Origin of the sequence: Pseudonocardia aurantiaca, from assembly GCF_039526725.1 — a bacterium.
Taxonomy (GTDB): Bacteria; Actinomycetota; Actinomycetes; order Mycobacteriales; family Pseudonocardiaceae; genus Pseudonocardia; species Pseudonocardia aurantiaca.
Map to the genome: position 1 here is coordinate 371,401 of NZ_BAAAJG010000015.1, position 17,527 is coordinate 388,927.

The following is a 17,527-nucleotide window of genomic DNA, read 5'->3' on the forward strand; positions in this document are numbered from 1 at the left end:
AGGATATCGACCAGGAGTTCGAGCGGAGAAGTTTGTCGTTGACGAGCCGTTTTCATCCTGTCTCTGTGGGGTGAAATGGGAGGTCAGTAAGGGTGCGCAACGAGACGAGGCTCCTGGTCGTTGCGGTGGTGTTCTCTACGCACCACGCATCGTCCGAGGAGCCTCGCTTGGTCCCGTATCGTGCCACGCTCGACGTCCGGCATGAACTGCTCGAGCACGTTTCCTGGCTCATCTACGCACGAAGGTGTGAACTCCGTTCGCGATGGTGGAAGCTGAGATGCTTCCAGCAGACCCTGTTCGCACTGGTGCACCTGCGCAAGAACGAGACGCTACCCGTCCTGGCAGCCGACTTCGGCATCGCGACAGCCACTGCCTGGCGCTACGTCGATGAGACCCTCGACGTCCTCGCGGCATGGGCGCCTGGCCTGCACGAGGCCCTGACCGGCCTGGGCAAGGGCGACTACGTCATCGTCGACGGCACCCTGATTCCCATCGACCGCATCGCCGCCGACGAGCCGTACTGCTCAAAGAATCACCGCAAACAGCCCGAGCACTACCAGCAGTTCAACCGCGACCACGCCAGACAACGGGCCTTCGCGCAGCTGAAGTCCTGGCGAATCCTCCGACGAGCCAGATGCTCCACCCGCCGCATCAGCACCATCGTTCAAGCCGTTCACACGCTGCTGACCTGTGACTATTCAGGATGAAAACGGCTCACCAAGCTTCTTCGAGTTGACCACTGATCAGGTGACGGTCCCCGAAGCGCAACGAGCGAGGCCCCCGGGCTGTTGATCGAGATGTCTGACATCTCAACCACGCTGCTCGTGGGCCTCGTTGGTCATCTATCCTGCCGCACTCGACCTGCCTCATGCGCTCGTGGAGTGGGTGACGATGCTCGTTGTCACCCGTGAGGGGGACCGGCGTTGCAAGCTCCGCCCGTCTCAGCGCGCGATGGTGGCACTGGTGTACCTGCGCGAACACACCACCCTGGCGAAGCTCACTGCCGGGTTCGGGATCAGCGAATCCACCGCCCACTCCTACACCAGCGCAGTCATCCGCCTGCTCGCCGAACGCGCGCCGGGTCTGCTGGAAGGCCTGTGCGAGGCCGATGCGGACTTCGTCCTGCTGGACGGCACACTCACCGAGTACGACCGGGTCGGCGACGGACGGGCCGACTACACGCACAAGCACTGATGGCACGGGGTGAACGTGGCAGATCTTCCACAGATCCCGATGCAGCCCCAACCACACGACGTCCATCACCAAAACCACCCTCACCCTGGAGAGGCAACGCTGAAGAAGCCCACTGAACGATCATTCGAAATTCTTCATCGACAGCCAAGTCGTCGTGAGGTGCTGAGCGGCCGATCAGTCACGGCCACCAACGGCAGAGCGTTTCCAATGTTTCGTATGTGGTCCCGCTGAGTCAGGCTTCGCGTCAGTTGGAGGTGTTCCTTTGCCGGTGCTGGATACAGAAGAGCCGTCCTCTTGTGTGCCGCACAACCGATGCGTCAGAACGGTGCTGCGCCTTCTCGCAGCGTCAAGGAAGAAAGCCGCTGCAAAAGCGCCCACCATCGGTGCTATCAAGTAGACCCATAGGAATGAGTACTGGCCAGAAAAAAGAGCTGGTCCAAGCTGGCGCACTGGGTTCATCGAAGCTCCTGTGACATTACCCAGCAGCACGATCGCCGCGCCGGTCAGCAGCCCCGCTAGCCACGGGACCAGAGGCGCGAGTCGAGGCGACTGCAAAAAGTACCCGACTGCATAGATGACGATGCCAGTACTTATTGCCTCAACCGCAAACAATCCGGCCGAAGTCCACCCGGCTGCGGGTTGCAGTACCGCAAAGGTCACGGGGGGCTCCTCAGTGGTCGCTCCCCATACATACCGAGCGGCTACCACTCCGGCTACTGACCCTCCGAACTGTGCTATGACGTAGGGAAAGACCATGTGACCAGGAAAGACACCGAAACGCCACATGGCAAAGGAGATTGCTGGATTCATGTGACCACCGCTGATTCGGCCGGGCCGACTCAAGATGAGAACGGAAATGAGTAGGCCCACACTCAGGCCGACAATCAACAGACGCCAGTGCCCTTCGCTCACCTTGCTGGAAATAAAAGATGGTCCCACAACCCACCGGATGATGCTGGTGGCTCCGAACAGCAAGAAGAATGACAGGATTCCCTCCAGGGCGCTGTGGCTCGCAATCGCCCCGGGGGAGAGAGTCGTCTGTCGGCGACCTGTGAACGCCGCCTCTCTCCAACTTTTACCTGCTTGCTTCTGCATGGAGCCCCTCCGCCATGGAATGTGACTGTGTGGACGTGGACATCGTGAGCTCCAAAAGATTTCGGACTGGCAATTTTCGACATCATCGAGCTGGCCGCAAGTACGGTGCTGGGCTTCTGTTCAACTGAAACGAGTTGGTCAGTGGGTTGTCCGCTTCCGTGAACTGTTGCCGGCAGGGGCGAAGGACCGAATGGCGCGCTCACCATCCGACATTCCCTGCCGACTCTTTCCGCTTAATCACGGGCCATTGGATCCTGGTTTTCCGCGACCAGGTGACGTTCGATCCTGGCACCGATTGGGCTCGCCAAAAGCCTGCCGGCTCACCGTCACCTCGACGAGACGTTCAGGTACGTCAATGCCTTCGGGTGATCACTCGCCCTAGAAAGTCGCGAATCAAAGTTGCGATCTCTGGCCCGTGGGATTCGAGGGCGAAGTGGCCGGCGTCGAGGAGGTGAAGCTCCGCGTTGGGGAGGTCGCGCGGTCCTGGGTGTATGCAATGAGAATATCTGCGAATGATGTGAAGCCTTCCATGTAGGCATTGCCAGATTGGACGACGAGTGCTGTGACACGGTCAGGGTTGCGGCTGGCGATACGCAGTCCGATGGGGGCTCCGTAGTCTTGAATGTAGAGAGCGAAATTCAGCTCGAAAGTGATGTGGGTGAGATTTTCGAACGAGTACTCAAATTCATCGACGGAGGGGGCATCGGAGAACCCGTATCCGATGTGATCGGGGGCGATGACATGATAGTGGTCCGCCAGTTCGGGAATCAGGTTCAGGAACATGTGGGACGAGGCGGGGAAACCATGCAGGAGCACAACGGCCGGAGCGTCCGGGTCGCCTGCTTCGCGGTAAAATACTTTTCGCCCGTCTACAGTGGCGAAGCGGTGCTTCACCAAGTTGTTTTCGGTCATGACGCCTCCTTGGAGAGTCGAGTCGTTTCTGCTTCCGGGGCGGATAGATTTTCTGTCCCGGTCTTGAAGTTAGGCTGGTGCAGTGGACGGCCAGTGACCGATCTGTGAATCAAACAGACCGGCGCAGACGCATCAGAGGTACGAGCTTGATTTCTAACGTCCGGTGTCGAACGGCTCATCCAAACTTGATCACCCGGTTCGGTAACTGCCTTGCTGTGCGGCGATGGGCCGCTGAGGTCGCCAGCCGAGCTGTCGCCGGTGGGCGAACACCGCTGCGGTCACGCAGGCCTCTGTGCCGCGGTGGCCCGTGAACGCAGCGATGCCGATCGGCTGCGCTGGGCACTGACCGAAGTGCCCCTACCGAGGGCTGCCGATGGCCGACTCGTCCTGGCCATCTATGTCACCTGATGGCTGCGGCCCGACGCCCACCTCACCCCAGCGGATCCTGTGCCACACCTACGGCTGCGGTAAAGACCACCGCACCCTGGTCTCAGAAGCCGTATCTCAACCGATCATGGAACGTGCGGGTCGAACAGGTTTCCCGCCGGGGTGATTTTCCCGTTGTACGCGCATGAAGACAAAGCCTCTCGGTAGCTCGGGGATGCGAATCTGACCGAGCAGTGCCGGGAGGCCCTGGTGTCGTTGTTGTACGCGTCCGGACCCGTTCAGTTCAACTCGGCTGCTCCATCGTGTGATTGCCTCGCGCATGTGTACGGCAACGCATCCCTCCGACATGTCGGACGCGGAATGGGCGGCCATCCGGCCTTTGCTGCCGGTGCCGGCCTGGCTCCAGGGCAGAGGTGGGCAGCCCGAGGGCTACTGCCACCGCCAGCTGCTGGACGCGATCCGCTACCTGGTCGCGGGCGGGGATCTCCTGGCGGGCGATGCCTTCGGACTTCCCCGACTGGGGCCGGGTCTACGCCTTCTTCCGCCGCTGGCGCGACCAAGGGCTGATCACAGAGTTCCACGACCGGCTGCGCGGACGGGTGCGTGAGCGGGAGGGCCGTGAGGCGGAGCCGACGGCCGGGATCATCGATGCGCGGTCGGTGAAGGCCGCGGCCTCGGTGCCGTCCGTCTCACGCGGCTACGACGGCGGGAAGAAAGTGGGCGGCCGCAAGCGGCACATCGTGACCGACTGCCTCGGCCTGCTCCTGGTCATCGCGGTCACCGCCGCGAACATCGGCGACCGCGACGCCGCGACGGGCCTGCTGACCCGGCTGCGCCGCATGCACCGCGACATCACCCTCGTCTGGGCCGACGGCGGCTACACCGGCGGCCTCGTCGACTGGTGCCGGCAGAAACTCGCGCTCACTCTTCAGGTCGTCAAGCGCACCGACGACATGGAGGGGTTCGTGGTGCTGCCCAGGCGCTGGGTGGCAGAGCGCACGTTCGCGTGGCTGATGCATTCGCGCCGACTGGCCCGGGACTACGAGACGTTGCCGGCCAGCAGCCAGGCAATGATCCGGTGGTCGATGGTCACGCGGATGAGCCGGCGCCTGGGACGGCCACGGGCCGCCGGCCGGCGCTGAACATCCCCGACGTCTCCTGCACGAGCCACCCGCGCTCCGCCAGCCGCCTGGCTTTCGAGCGCACCCCCTCGACCTTCGCCGACGTCGTCTGAAGGCCCAACTCCACCGCGATCTCCCTGGCCTTCAGCGGTCCCTGGCCCGTCGGCTGCCGCTCGTCGAGCACGCCCAGGATCCGCTGGTAGTCCGGCGTCAGCACCGTCACCGGCAATCCTTCGCGCCAAGGTGGCACGATCGAGCCCGGCACCGGCGCGGGCGAGGGCACGGTTCTCTGCTCAGCCTCGGTCCCGGTCACGGCGGTGGTCTCGGCAGCCGAGGCTGCCAGGGCCTCGACCAGCTCTTCCCGCGCGATCACCCGCCGATCCAGCTCGATCTCGGCGGCCTCCAACACCCCAGCCAACCGGGCGACTTCCTCCCGCAGCCCTTCCACCCGCACACGGGTCGCTGTCTCCCGCGCCTCCAGCATTCCCAGCACCGACGCCATCGCGCATCCCTCGCTCACGGAGCGGAAACAAGACGCCGCATGCCTCCCTCACCACGAGCGAAACCATGCCTGATGCAATGAAGGAGCGGGGCCTCCGCTCCTCGTGACTCCCGGCTCATGCTCGGGGTGCTCACACCATCGATTCGAGGAGGCCCCTGTGAGCGAACAGTACGCGGGACGGCAGATCGTCGGGATGGATCTGCACCGGCGCCGGTCGGTGCTGGTGCGGATGACCGAGGCGGGCGAGCGGTTGGAGACGGTGCGGATCTCCAACGACCCGGAGTACCTACGGCAGGTGATGACCCGCGCCGGCGAAGCACCCGAGGTGGTGCTGGAGGCCACGTACGGCTGGTACTGGGCGGCGGACACGCTCGCCGAGCTCGGCGCGACCGGTGCACCTGGCCCACCCGCTGGGGGTGAAGATGTTCTCCTATCGGCGGGTGAAGAACGACGAGCTTGACGCTGGGGACCTGGCCGACCTGCTGCGGATGGGCCGCCTGCCCGAGGCGTGGATCGCGCCACCCGCCACGCGGGAGCTGCGCGGCTGGGTGCGGCACCGCGCGAAGCTGGTCGGGCTGCGGTCGAACCTGAAGTGCCAGGTCCACGCGGTGCTTGCCGGCGCTGGGGTGCAGGTGCCGATGAGTGACCTGTTCGGCCCGGGCGGGCAGCAGCTGCTCACCAGGACCCGGCTCGTGGTCGAGTCGCGTTCCCGGGTCGACTCACTGCTGCAAATGATCACCGCGCTGGACTTCGAGATCGACACCTTCGCGCGGCTGCTCGGCGGGCGGCTGCGCACCAACCCCGGATACACCGCGATCCAGGCCATACCCGGGGTCGGGCCGCTACTCGCGGCGGTGTTCGTCGCCGAGATCGGCGACATCACCCGGTTCACCCGCCCGCAGCAGCTGGCCTCGTGGGCCGGGCTGACCCCGAAGCATCACGAGTCCGACACCACCGTGCACCGCGGCCGGATCACCAAGCAGGGCTCCCGGCTGGTCCGCTGGGCCGCGGTGGAGGCCGTGCAACGCGTGTCCGGCCACACCCGCCGGATCCTAGCTGGCTGATTTCTGTGCGCTGCCTTGTCGACAACGGGACCAGGTGACGGGCGATATTCCTGGTAGAGGGCCTCCCCGGTCGTGATCTGTCGGCTGAGAACGGCCCCGCCTTCTTCAGGTCGAGAACTTAGGCGTGCCCGGTGAACGAAGAGTGGAGAGGTTCTGGACGCCGACGCCCATGGCGTTGTGCTGGCCGACGCGGGCGAGGAGCCGGTCGGCGCGTTGCGTGAAGAGATGCGCTCCCTGCCGAAGTGCCACGGTGCGGGCCCGGTCGGCCAGGTCCGCGGCGGCGCGGTTGTTGCCGCTGGCTTGTTCCAGTTGTGCGCGTACGAGGATGATCAGTGCCTCCGCGGAACGCTGGCCGTAGCGTTCGAGGTACTCCTCGGCGCTGTCGAGCGCTGCCGCGGCCTTCTCCAGCGAGCCCGCGGCGATGCGCATCTCACCCAGCAGCGCGTACCAGGTCGAGACACAGGTGCGGGCGGGGCTGGCCAGGTGGGTGCGAATGAGATGCTCGGCTTCGTCCGCGGCGGCTGCTGGGCTCTGTCCCGCGGTCGCCAGCGCCCAGCACCGGGCCAGGCGCAGGTAGGTGCCGAGGGAGCCGAAGGAGAAGTGCGGGTCGGCGGCGATCCCGCGCTCGGCCGCGCGCAGAGCCCAGTCGGGGTCGCCGATCACCGAGGCGGTCCGGGCCTCGAAGGAGGTCGCGGTGGTGACGGCGTACGGGTCATCACCTGCCGCCTTCACCAGGGTGCCGAGCACTGCGCGCGCTTGGTCCGTCCGTCCGTGGTAACCCGCGATCTCCGCGAACATCCCAGCGGTCATCAACCGCACTCCGCTGCGCACGGGATCGTACTCGGCATCGTCGTGGTCGGAAAGGATGTCGGAGCTCAGCGCGCTCAGCCGTTGGAAGGACACATCGATGTTTCCGAGGCACCATTCGTGGATGCCGCCGCGGCCCCGCCATAGCACCGTACGACCGGGTCCTGGGAGGTATTGCCCAACTCGTCGAGCCGACGGGCAAGGGGACTGCTGCGGTCCAGATCGAGGGCCTGGCCGTGCGCGGTCCAGCGGGAGAAGAGGAACCCGGCCACCTCGCGGTCGCGCCCGAGGCGCTGCGCGACCTGCTCCGCCCGCTCCAACAAGCTGATGGAGGCCGTGCCGTACATCGAACGCATCCCGACGACCGCGATCAGTTGCGAGAGAGCCCCGAGCTCCAGCTCGGGAAGCGACGCCTTGCGCGTCAGCTCCACCGCCGACGCGAGGTGGTGCTCGGCCGCCCCCAACGCCGTCTTCGCCTTGGCTTGAGCACCGGCCCGGACCAGGGCCGCGACGGTACGAGCCGGGTTCGCCACCGGCCCCGCGGTCCACAGGTGGTGTGCCAGCCGTTCGGCGACGGACTCGTCGCTCAGGCCGACCTCCTCGATGGCGTCCGCGATGGAGCCGTGCAGCGCTGCGGCGCGACCGGGTGGGATCGCCTCCGACACGACCTGACGCACGAGGTCGTGGGTGAAGCGATAGGAGAACGGGTCGCCGGGCGTCGGGCCGACCAGACCGAGGCTGCGGACGGGTTCCAGGCGCTCAAGGCAGGAACCCACGTCGAGTGAGGCCGTCCGGGCGAGCAGGACGAGTTCTACGCTCCGGCCGACCAGTGCCGCGATCCCCAGCAGTTCCTGTGTGTCACTGTCCAGTACGGCGAGGCGGTCGCGTACGACGTCGCGCACCGTTACCGGGACGGTGCTGCGCAACACTGTCTCCATCGTGACCTCGCCGTCGGCGGCCCACAGCCGGCCCAGCTCCTGGACGAAGAAAGGGTTGCCCGCCGTGCGGGTGCGGACCGAGCTGGCCACGTCAGGGGCGAGTCGGACACCGGTTTCGAGGTGAATGAGCTCGGCCACCTCAGCGGTGTTCAAGGGACCGACCAGGAGCCGTCGATGACCGGTCGCGCGACTGGCGGCGGCCAGCGTCCGGACCAGCTCAAAGCCGGGCGAAGGGCCTCGGTTGCGAAGAGAGGCGACGACAGCTGTACCTGCGGGAAGGCGGGAGACGACATGATCCAGGAGCTGGAGCGAACTCGTGTCCGCCCACTGGAGGTCATCGAGCATCAGCACGACCGGTCGCGCGGCGGCCGCCTCGGCGATCAGGTCGACTACCTGTTCCAGCAGGCGGAACCGGGCGTTGCCGTCCGGGATCGCCGGTGCGGTCGGCCTCTCCGCACGGGAACCGATGAGGTGGCCGAGATCGCGAGTTGCCCACTGCTCCCGCCGTTCCTGTGGCATGACGTCGAAGAGGCTGGACACCGTCTCGACCCATGGCCACATCGTCGGCCTGCCCTCGCCCTCAAGGCAGTGACCCCAGACCACAAGGGCACCACGATCCTCGGCGTGGTCGGCGATCTCCTCCATGAGGCGGCTCTTCCCGACCCCGGGCTCGCCCTCCAGCAGTACCACTGCCGTGCTGTTCCCCAGGGCCGGCTCGACAGCACGTCGCAGCGCCGCCAGCTCGTCCGACCGACCGACGAGTCGGTCGACGTCGCCCGGCGGGGGAGTCTGCGAGATCGCCGGCAGTGAGGGGGTCGGCCTGCCCGAAGGCGCGGCGACCAAGTCCTCGGCGACCGGGGTCCGGGTCGAGGGAGCTCGAGGAGCAGGGGTCTGGGGCGCAGGGGTCTGGGGCGCAGGGGTCTGGGGTGCGGGGGTCTGGGTGAGAACCCGTTGGTGGGCGGCTTTGAGATCCGGTCCGGGGTCTATCCCGAGATCGTCGGCGAGGCGTCCGCGCAGGGCGTCGAAGACAGCCAGGGCTTCCGCCTGCCGACCCGCGCCGCCCAGCACGGTGATGAGACTGGCCTGTACCGATTCGTGCAGCGGGGCCATCGTGGCAGCCAGGTGCAGGGCCGGCAGTACGCGCGCGGGCTGCCCGAGTGTCAGCGCGACGTCGGCCGCCTCCATGCAGGCCTGGAAGTACTCGTCGTTTAGGCCCGCGAAGATCGGTGCGGCCACGGGTCCATGGGTCCACCCATCGCCGGCCGGGCCGCTCCACAGGCGGAGTGCGTCGAGATAGTGCCCCAGTGCCGCGGCATCGTGCTCGTCCGCCCGCGCTTTCCGGGCAGCGCCGGACTGCTGCCGGAACCTGGCGAGGTCGAGAAGGTCCGCTCCGGCCGTGCACAGGTAACCGTTGCCCCGCCTCAGCAGGTAGGCGCCCGTTTCCCGAGGGGGCAGGTCGGGCTCCAGCAGACGTCGTATCGAGCCGACGTACTTGTGGATCACGTTGAGGGCGCTGGCGGGCGCGTCCTCACCCCAGATCAGGTCGATCAGCTCGCCGATGCCCGTCGGCCGGCCTCCGCGAGCGAGGAGCAGAGCCAGCAGATACGCCTGCTGGCGTGGCCCGGCTTGCAGCTCACTTTCGCCCCGCCACAGCCGCAGCGGCCCCAGCACCTGAAGGCGCAGGGTGCCCCTGAACGGAAGCCCTCTCGCCTCGTCGATGTCTCTGGGAACGACGAGCATTGATGTCATGTCCGACCCCCTCGGTGGTTCCGCTCCGGGCCCACCACTCGCCTTTGCGCAGGGTCGGAGTTGCGCTAGCATGATTACACACAGACTCTAACTGCTGGAGTACCACTCTAGCCAGTCCCAATTTTCGAGCAGGTGGGGCACGGTGACGGACGGACAACACCTCCGCGCGACGTTCAGGCAGGGCGACACCGACGCCGTGAGCCGCATGGCGGACGCAGAGGTCGAGCGCTCGCGCGCGGCAGGTGATCCGGCCGGCGAGGTCGAGGGGCTGTACGGCCTTGCCAGGGTCGCCCTGCGCGGCGGGGACCTGGAGCAAGCCGCCGATCTCGCGAAACATGCCCTGGCCGTCGCACAGCGTGCGGGTGAGCGTCGCTTGGAGGAGCGGCCGCGCCATGTGCTCGCCGCCGTGGCCCGGTTGTCGGGCGACCACGAGCGGGCGCGGGACCTCTACGAGGCCAGCATCGAACTCAACCGGGTCCTCGGACAGGACGAGCACGTGCACTCCGAGTACCACAATCTGGCCCTTGTCGAGTTGCACCTCGGCAATGTGGAGCGCGCACGTCAACTGATCGCGGAGAGCCGCGAGCGTGTCTTCCGGGCGGGCTACCGGGACTTCCTGCCCTACCTGGGACTCGCCGGTGCGGCCCTCGCGTCGGAGGACGGGGACATGCCACTGGCCGCGCGGCTGATCGGGTTCACCGACCAGGCCTTCGCGGACCTCGGCCAGGTCCCCGACCCCGATGACGCACGCGAACTGGACGGGATCCGGATCCGTGTCTCGGCCGTCCTGGAGCGCGACGCGTTCGAGTCCGAGTGCGCGACCGGCGCCGCCTGGACCTTGATGAGAGCATTCGGCCGTACATGGCCCGGCGACACAGGTCGCTGCCCGGACGAGGAGTGAGACGTTGTCAGGCCAAGCCCCGAGCCGTCGCGACGAGTACGCCATGATGACCCGGCAAGAAGTCGTCAGGGCCGCGCGGAATCTGTTTGCCGCGCCCGGCTACGCACAGACCACGGTCGAGAAGATCGCCCGCGAGGCGCGTGTCTCCCCTGCCACTGTCTACGCCCAGTGCGGGGGCAAGGAGGGGCTTCTCCGGACCTTGATGGACATCTGGACGACGAGCCCGACGGTGGGACGGATCATCTCCGACGCGGCGGCCGCGTCCCCAGGCCGTACCAAGCTGGAGGTGCTGGCCGAGGGGTACGCCAGGCACGCCGCTGAGGCCGGCGACATCATGCGCATCGTCGAGCGCGCGGCACCCGTCTCCCCAGCCGCCCAGGAATTCCTCGACGTCGCCGATGCGCGTCACATCGAGGCGCTGGAGACGATCGTCGAGGGCATCGCCGGCGATGGCGACCTGGCCGAGGGACTCTCGGTCGAGGACGCATCGAGGATCATCTTCTTCCACTTCCGCAATCCTCAGTTCGTCCTCGCCGTGGAGACGTTCGGGTGGGGCGTCGACCGCGCGACACGGTGGCTCGTGGACCGGGTCGCGGCCGCGATTCTCAAGGGCTGACGCCGGACGGGCGCCTCGTTCCGTGGCGATTTCACAAGTCGTCCACAGCGGGTCCGTACGTTGCAGTGATCATCCCTCAGGGAAATGGCATACCGGGCGAAGGTGGCACAAAACATGGTCACGATTCATCACCGGTACGCCATGGTCGACGGCCACCAGATCTTCTACCGAGAAGCCGGGCCGAGGGACCGGCCCACCCTGGTGCTCCTTCACGGCTTCCCCGCCAGTTCTCTGATGTTTCGGCACCTCCTCCCACGGCTGGCGGACCGCTGGCACCTCGTGGCACCCGACCATGTCGGTTTCGGACTCTCCGACGCGCCGACGACTGAGGAGTTCGCGTACTCCTTCGACGCGCTCACCGATATCACGGAAACCCTTCTCGCCCAGCTCGGCATCGAGCGGTACTGCCTGTTCGTCCACGACCACGGCGCGCCGATCGGGTGGAGGCTCACACTGAGGGCACCGGCCGCGGTCAGGGCGATCATCACCCAGAACGGCAACGCGTACGACGAAGGATTACAACCGGAGTTCTTCACGGCGGTACGCGACTACTGGCGCGAGCAGAACCCGCGGACCGAGGCAGGCGTTCGTCAGGCGCTCACCCTGGAGCTGACCCGCTGGCGGTACCTCACGGGCGTGAGCGACGAGACCTTGGTCGACCCCACCACCTGGATCCACGATCACGACCTGCTGTCGCGGCCCGACAACGACCGCGTGCAACTCGCGTTGTTCCTGGACTATGCCACCAACCTGGCGCTGTACCCCAAGGTGCAGTGCCACTTCCGTGAGCGGCAGATTCCGCTGCTCGCCATCTGGGGAAAAGGCGACCCGATCTTCGGACCCGCCGGGGCGCTCGCTTTCACCACCGACCTGCCGGACGCCGAGGTCCACTTGGTGGCCGGCGGCCACTTCCTGCTCGAGAGCGCCCTCGACGAGGTCGTGCCTCTCGTCCGGTCATTTCTGGGCAAGCACTTCTGACGCGCACGCACCGGTCGGCGCGGTTCACAGATCGGTCACTGGTCGTCCACCGCGCCTCTCTAGCGTCGGAGGCGATGAGAGGAGCTCCCATGAGGAGCGACTGACATCGCACGGAAGCGCCGGACGGTGCGTTCCAGCTACCGCCAGTGGCGGTTCACCAGAGGAGAAGCCATGTCCAACACGCCCACCGTGGTCCTGGTCCACGGAGCTTTCGCCGACGCGTCCAGCTACGCCCGCGTCGTCACCGAACTGCTCGCCGACGGCACCCGGGTAGCGGTTCCCGCCGTACCCAACCGCGGCCTCGCTGGCGACGCGGCGTACATCGCCTCCGTCGTCCGGCAGATCGAAGGACCCGTTCTCCTTGTCGGACACTCCTACGGCGGGGCCGTGATCACCGTCGCAGGCCGCGAGGACAACGTGGTGGGGCTGGTCTACCTGGCCGCCTACGTCCTCGACGAGGGCGAGAGCCTCGGCGAGTTCCAGAGCCGCTTCCCCGCCTCACCGCTGGCCGACGCCCTCGTCTACACGCCCTTCCCCGTCGAGGGCTCCGACGAGCCGGGCACCGATGTCTCGGTGGACATCGCCAGGTTCCCGGAGATCTTCGCCGCCGATGTGGACCAGGCCCTCACGCGCGTCCTGGCCGTTTCCCAGCGACCGCTCGCCGGGGCCGCCTTCGGCGAGCCGGCCGGCACGGCCGCCTGGAAGGACCAGCCCGCGTGGGGGATCGTCGCGTCCTCCGACAAGGCCATCAACCCCGACGTCCAGCGGTACGGCTACGAGCGCGCCCAGGTCAAGTTCACCGAGGTCGACTCCTCGCACCTGGTGATGCACGCACACCCCGCGGAGGTCGTCAGGGTGATCCGCGAGGCGCTCGCCTCCGTGACCGTGTGACATCACCGGCACCCGATCGAGCGGCGCCACCACCGGGAGGCCGTGGCTCGCCGGGAGGCATCCGGCCGGTCGATCGACGACCGCGGCAAGTGGAAGTACCCCGCAGCACGTAGAGGGTGGTTACGCCCCGACGCATTCCCCGTACGTCCCGAACGCGTGGCACAGATGACCCGCTCCGCCGCCAAAGCGACCGAGTCCCCGCCGTCGGGCTGTTCCCGGGAGCGACGCGCGAAGCAGTGTCGGCCTCAAGCTCGACCGATTCCGGGGCCGCATGGGCGACGGGGAGGGAAATCCCTCTCAGCGCACGGTTCCCGAGCGGTGCCACGACGCGGTCCTGTGACGACGCGAGGCTCACCGGTGAAAAGGGCGATGCCACAGCGCCCGAGGTCCGGCTCGGGAACAGAAATCGACAGATGACGCACCCTACTGAGGAGACGCTATGACCGACAGCAAGTCAGTGGTTCAGCACCGCACCGCCACCGTGAACGGACGCAAGGTCTTCTACCGTGAGGCAGGCGATCCGGCCGCTCCGGCCGTTGTGCTCCTGCACGGTTTCCCTGCCTCGTCCCACATGTTCCGGAACCTGATTCCCGAACTGGCGGACCGCTACCACGTCATCGCTCCCGATCACATGGGATACGGGTTCTCCGACGCACCCCCTGTCGACGAGTTCGAGTACTCGTTTGAGAACCTGACCACCATCACGCTGGAGCTGCTCGACCAACTCGGTCTCCAGAAGTTCGCCCTCTACATTCAGGACTACGGGGCTCCCATCGGGCTGCGCATCGCCAGCCGCAACCCCGACCGGGTCACAGCGCTCCTTGTCCAGTCGGGGAGCAATAGTCAAGACCTGTGGATGAAAGATCTTTTAGGCGGCTTCCGGTTGGTGGTGGTCGTCGGGTCGTTCCACGAGCGTGCCGTTGACGAACGTGGCGCCGGCCCGGACGAGTGCGACCAGGTGCGGGCCGTTGACCGCCCGCCAGCGGTCCTGGGCGGCCTCGATGAGCTTGAACGCCATCGCCAGACCAGCTGCCCGCGAGCCCGGCCCTCGGGTGATCTTCGTCCGGTGCCTGACCGTGGCGAAGGTCGACTCGATCGGGTTCGTGGTGCGCAGGTGGATCCAGTGCTCGGCGGGGAAGTCGTAGAACGCCAGCAGCACCCCGACATCGTCGGTGATCTTCGCGATGGCCTTGCCGAACTTGGCGCCGTAGGCGGCCTCGAACGCGTGGACGGCGTCGAGGGCGTGGCGGCGGTCCTCGGCGTTCCAGATCTCGGCCAGGGCCTTCTTCGCTCCCGGGTGCGCGGACTTCGGCAGCGCACCGAGGACATTGGCGATCTTGTGGAACCAGCAGCGCTGCTCCCTGGTGTCGGGGAAGACCTCGCGCAGCGCGCCCCAGAATCCGAGCGCGCCGTCGCCGACCGCGAGCACCGGGGCGCGCATGCCGCGCCGGGCGCAGTCACGCAGCAGATCCGCCCAGCTCTCGGTCGATTCTCGGTAGCCGTCGGTGAGGGCGACGAGTTCCTTGCGCCCGTCGGCGCGCACTCCAACGAGCACGAGCAGGCACAGCTTGTGCTCCTCGAGGCGGATGTTGACGTGGATCCCGTCGGCCCACAGGTAGACGTAGTCCACGTCCGACAGGTCGCGGGCGGCGAAACTGCGTTGCTCGGTCTTCCAGGTCTCGGTCAGCTTCGTGATCACCGGCCCGGACAGCCCGGCCGTCGACCCGAGGAACTGGCCCAGCGCGGGCACGAAGTCGCCGGAGGACAGGCCGTGCAGGTAGAGCAACGGCAACACCTCGGTAATCTTCGGAGTCTTGCGGCACCACGGCGGCAGGATCGCCGAGGAGAACCGGGCCCGTTCGCCGGTGTCGGGGTCGACGCGGCGGTCGTTCACCCGCGGCACGGTGACCTTGACCGCCCCGGCCGAGGTCAGGACCTCGCGGGGCTGGTGGCTGCCGTTGCGCACTACGAGCCGGCGCCCGTTGGCGTCGCGTTCGGCGCTGAACTGGGCGATGTAGTCGTCGACCTCGGCCTGCAGGGCCTCGGCCAGCATCCGGCGGGCCCCTTCGCGGACCAGATCGTCGATCAACGACGAGCCAGGCGAACCATCGCGGTTCCGGCGGGGGTCATCGGCGTCGGCAGCTCCAGGAACTACGGTGAGCACGGGTCGTACCCTTCCGACCGGCGTTGGCCCGCCGGTCTTGCTTGAGAGCCTCAAGATCACCGGGAGGGTACGGCCCCTCCAGGTCATCCACAGGTTTCAAGCATTGCTCGTTGCTTGAGCCCGGCCTCCCCGAAGCGCGGGTCCCAGCAGTGGTTGTAGGTGAGCTTGTCGGGGTGGGCCGAGGCCAGCGCGAACGCCTCCTCGGTCTGCCCGAAGCCGTTGTTGTAGAACTCCCCGAGCAGTGCCGGCTGGAAGATCGCGTGGTCGACGTACCCGTCCTCGAACAGGTCCTTCATCAGCCGGTTGCCGCCCTGGTAGAGGTAGTCCTCGTACGGCCACACCTCCGACTCTGGGCTGAGGTTGCGGTGGTAGTCGTAGAAGCAGTCGATGAACTGCTTGCCGTGGATGTTGCGCTGGTTTTCCGGTCGGGCGTCCCACAGCGCGACGTGGGCGTCGACGATGAAGTAGTCCACGCCGTCCTTCGAGTACATCGTTGGCTCCTCGCTCCCGCGGCTCCGTCGACCGCGTTGGGCCGAGACGCTAGGCAGCCGCTCGACCCCTCGGGAGTGATCACCGTCTCAACCTGAGACGGGGGTTCCCCGGCTGGTCCGGGCGGCTGTGCGAGAGTCGACGGAGACCCGGCCTCCGAGGAGGTGCGTGATAGTGAGCTCTCCCCAGCAGGGGGACGTGGGTGCATCGGGGCCGCCCGCGTCTCCGCGGCTGTCTGCCTCCTGGCGGCGCAGCGAGGTCTACGGCGCGCCCCACGACGCCGTCAGCCCGGCCTTCACCGGCTCGGTCGACAACGAGTCGCTGTTCTTCGACTGCGGGCGGCAGGTTCTCGGCGGTCTGCACGAGTCGTTGGCGGGAGAGCCGGTCAGCATCATGCTCACCAACGCCGACGGCGTGGTGCTGGTCCGCTTCTGCGCCGAGCGGGCGCTCGTCGCGGCGCTCGACGACACGTACCTCGCGCCCGGCTTCGCCTTCTCCGAACGCGAGGCTGGAACCAACGGCCTGGGGCTGGCGCTCGCCGACCGCGCTCCCTCCCTGGTGCGCGGCGCCGAGCACTACTGCACGTCCCTGCGCAGCTACACCTGCGCCGCCGTACCCGTGACCGACCCGGTGAACGGTCGCCTGCTCGGCAGCGTCAACCTGACGACGTGGTCGGACAAGTCCGACGCGCTGCTGCTGCCGCTCACGCAGGCCGCGGCCGGGCACACGGCCGCGCTGATGTTGGCAAGGGGCCGCGGCGCGGAGCCGCGGCCGGCGCCGCGCGGCGAGGTGTTCCGGGTGTACACCCCGCCGGGGGAGGACGCCGCCCCGAACCTGTCGGAGGCGTGGGTCGCCGCCGCGCGCGAGCTCGAGGCGGCGCTGGCGGCGGGGGCGTCGGTCGGCGTGGTCGGCGAGGCGGGCGTGGGCAAGGCTGCCCTGCTGACCGAAGCGCTGCGGCGGGTCCGGGGCCAGCACCGGATCCTGCACGTCCGGCCGCCGGACGCCCGCGGTGCCGACGCGTGGCTCGCGCTCTGGACCCCCGAGCTGGGGAAGCCGGACACGAGCGTGATCGCCGGCCGGGTGGACGCCCTGCCCTCATGGGCGGCGGACGAGCTTGCCATGATCGTGGCGCAACGCGAGCGCGGCAGCCTCGCCGTCACCGCACTCGACGCCGGCGCCGTGCCGGCGGCCCTGTCCCGGCTCGTCGACCTGGTCGTCGAGCTCGCGCCGCTACGGCACCGCCGGCAGGATGTGCTGCCGCTGACCATTCACTTCGCCCGGCGGATGACCGGGCGCGCAGTCCACTTCACCCCGGCCGCCGCGCAGGCCCTGAACTCCTACGACTGGCCCGGCAACGCGGAACAGCTCCGGCGGGTCGTGCGGGACGCGGCGAATCGGGCGAGCGTCGTCGATGTCCGGCACCTTGCGCCCGAGGTCCTGTGTTCCACCGGGCGGGTGCTCAGCCGGATCGAGACGGTCGAGCGCGACGAGATCGTCCGGTGCCTGGCCGAGCCGGGCATGACCGTGACCCGGGCGGCAGAACGGCTCGGCATCAGCCGAGCCACCGCCTACCGCAGGGTCGCGCACTACGGGATCCGGATCCCCGACTGAACGACGTGCTCAGCGGATGTGCGCGGCGGCCCCCAGTACCGCGAGGCCGCGCCACGTAGGCCCGTGCCTGCTACGTGGCGAACGCGTGGTCTCTCACGGCTGACCACA

At 67.5% G+C, this 17,527-nt stretch carries 15 protein-coding genes and 4 pseudogenes; 12 read left to right on the forward strand and 7 right to left on the reverse strand.

The window, feature by feature from the left end; all coding sequences use genetic code 11:
- Positions 1-125: 125 nt before the first annotated feature.
- Together ABD143_RS24035 and ABD143_RS24040 are read left to right on the forward strand one after the other, a co-directional pair.
- On the forward strand, positions 126-707 hold the full coding sequence (locus ABD143_RS24035) for a transposase family protein (protein ID WP_379660080.1): 582 nt from the start codon (positions 126-128) through the stop codon (positions 705-707).
- Positions 708-834: 127 nt separating this feature from the next.
- Positions 835-1,191, forward strand: a pseudogene (locus ABD143_RS24040) (helix-turn-helix domain-containing protein); the annotation flags it as partial.
- 177 nt (positions 1,192-1,368) lie between these two features.
- Here ABD143_RS24040 and ABD143_RS24045 read toward each other — a convergent pair.
- Complete coding sequence (locus tag ABD143_RS24045; RefSeq protein WP_343982594.1) at positions 1,369-2,289, reverse strand: MIP/aquaporin family protein; 921 nt, start codon at positions 2,287-2,289, stop codon at positions 1,369-1,371.
- A gap of 393 nt (positions 2,290-2,682) precedes the next feature.
- Positions 2,683-3,201 (reverse strand): alpha/beta fold hydrolase, encoded by a 519-nt coding sequence (locus ABD143_RS24050; RefSeq protein WP_343982596.1) that lies wholly within the window; start codon positions 3,199-3,201, stop codon positions 2,683-2,685.
- 258 nt (positions 3,202-3,459) lie between these two features.
- Between ABD143_RS24050 and ABD143_RS38335 the strand changes: the two genes are divergently transcribed.
- Both ABD143_RS38335 and ABD143_RS24055 read left to right on the forward strand, forming a co-directional pair.
- On the forward strand, positions 3,460-3,609 hold the full coding sequence (locus ABD143_RS38335) for a hypothetical protein (RefSeq protein ID WP_379660078.1): 150 nt from the start codon (positions 3,460-3,462) through the stop codon (positions 3,607-3,609).
- A 392-nt stretch (positions 3,610-4,001) separates the two neighbouring features.
- Positions 4,002-4,730 carry an IS5 family transposase gene (locus tag ABD143_RS24055; RefSeq protein WP_343982598.1) on the forward strand — a complete coding sequence of 243 codons (729 nt, stop codon included), beginning with the start codon at positions 4,002-4,004 and terminating at the stop codon, positions 4,728-4,730.
- Here the strand turns inward: ABD143_RS24055 and ABD143_RS24060 are convergent.
- Positions 4,678-5,211 carry a hypothetical protein gene (locus ABD143_RS24060; protein WP_343982600.1) on the reverse strand — a complete coding sequence of 178 codons (534 nt, stop codon included), beginning with the start codon at positions 5,209-5,211 and terminating at the stop codon, positions 4,678-4,680. The two genes, ABD143_RS24055 and ABD143_RS24060, sit on opposite strands and share 53 nt — an antisense overlap.
- Positions 5,212-5,368: 157 nt before the next feature.
- Between ABD143_RS24060 and ABD143_RS24065 the strand changes: the two genes are divergently transcribed.
- Positions 5,369-5,671 carry a hypothetical protein gene (locus tag ABD143_RS24065; protein WP_343982603.1) on the forward strand — a complete coding sequence of 101 codons (303 nt, stop codon included), beginning with the start codon at positions 5,369-5,371 and terminating at the stop codon, positions 5,669-5,671.
- Positions 5,652-6,275: an IS110 family RNA-guided transposase gene (locus ABD143_RS24070; RefSeq protein ID WP_343982606.1), complete on the forward strand. Its 624-nt coding sequence runs from the start codon at positions 5,652-5,654 to the stop codon at positions 6,273-6,275. The genes ABD143_RS24065 and ABD143_RS24070 overlap by 20 nt, the downstream gene beginning before the upstream one ends.
- Before the next feature lie 105 nt (positions 6,276-6,380).
- Here the strand turns inward: ABD143_RS24070 and ABD143_RS24075 are convergent, their stop codons facing one another.
- Entirely contained in the window at positions 6,381-7,085 is a 705-nt protein-coding gene (locus ABD143_RS24075) for a hypothetical protein (RefSeq protein ID WP_343982609.1), read from the reverse strand.
- A 74-nt stretch (positions 7,086-7,159) separates the two neighbouring features.
- On the reverse strand, positions 7,160-9,769 hold the full coding sequence (locus ABD143_RS24080) for an AAA family ATPase (protein ID WP_343982611.1): 2,610 nt from the start codon (positions 9,767-9,769) through the stop codon (positions 7,160-7,162).
- Positions 9,770-9,911: 142 nt separating this feature from the next.
- Here ABD143_RS24080 and ABD143_RS24085 point away from each other — a divergent pair, with 142 nt between their 5' ends.
- The 5 genes and pseudogenes from ABD143_RS24085 to ABD143_RS24105 form a co-directional block, all read left to right on the forward strand.
- On the forward strand, positions 9,912-10,670 hold the full coding sequence (locus tag ABD143_RS24085; protein WP_425563744.1) for a tetratricopeptide repeat protein: 759 nt from the start codon (positions 9,912-9,914) through the stop codon (positions 10,668-10,670).
- 4 nt (positions 10,671-10,674) lie between these two features.
- Positions 10,675-11,286: a TetR/AcrR family transcriptional regulator gene (locus ABD143_RS24090; RefSeq protein ID WP_343982614.1), complete on the forward strand. Its 612-nt coding sequence runs from the start codon at positions 10,675-10,677 to the stop codon at positions 11,284-11,286.
- A gap of 114 nt (positions 11,287-11,400) precedes the next feature.
- Positions 11,401-12,264, forward strand: a complete 864-nt coding sequence (locus ABD143_RS24095) for an alpha/beta fold hydrolase (RefSeq protein WP_343982616.1) — start codon at positions 11,401-11,403, stop codon at positions 12,262-12,264.
- Positions 12,265-12,435: 171 nt separating this feature from the next.
- Positions 12,436-13,155, forward strand: coding sequence for an alpha/beta fold hydrolase (locus ABD143_RS24100; protein ID WP_343982620.1), 720 nt, complete (start codon positions 12,436-12,438; stop codon positions 13,153-13,155).
- 439 nt (positions 13,156-13,594) lie between these two features.
- Positions 13,595-14,152: pseudogene (locus ABD143_RS24105) on the forward strand (alpha/beta fold hydrolase); the annotation flags it as partial.
- Here the strand turns inward: ABD143_RS24105 and ABD143_RS24110 are convergent.
- Both ABD143_RS24110 and ABD143_RS24115 read right to left on the reverse strand, forming a co-directional pair.
- A pseudogene (locus ABD143_RS24110) lies at positions 14,048-15,319 on the reverse strand (IS256 family transposase); the annotation flags it as partial. The pseudogenes ABD143_RS24105 and ABD143_RS24110 overlap by 105 nt on opposite strands.
- A gap of 110 nt (positions 15,320-15,429) precedes the next feature.
- Positions 15,430-15,810, reverse strand: a pseudogene (locus tag ABD143_RS24115) (amidohydrolase family protein); the annotation flags it as partial.
- Between the two features lie 172 nt (positions 15,811-15,982).
- Between ABD143_RS24115 and ABD143_RS24120 the strand changes: the two are divergent.
- On the forward strand, positions 15,983-17,419 hold the full coding sequence (locus tag ABD143_RS24120; RefSeq protein WP_343982623.1) for an AAA-type ATPase lid domain-containing protein: 1,437 nt from the start codon (positions 15,983-15,985) through the stop codon (positions 17,417-17,419).
- Positions 17,420-17,527 lie beyond the last annotated feature (108 nt).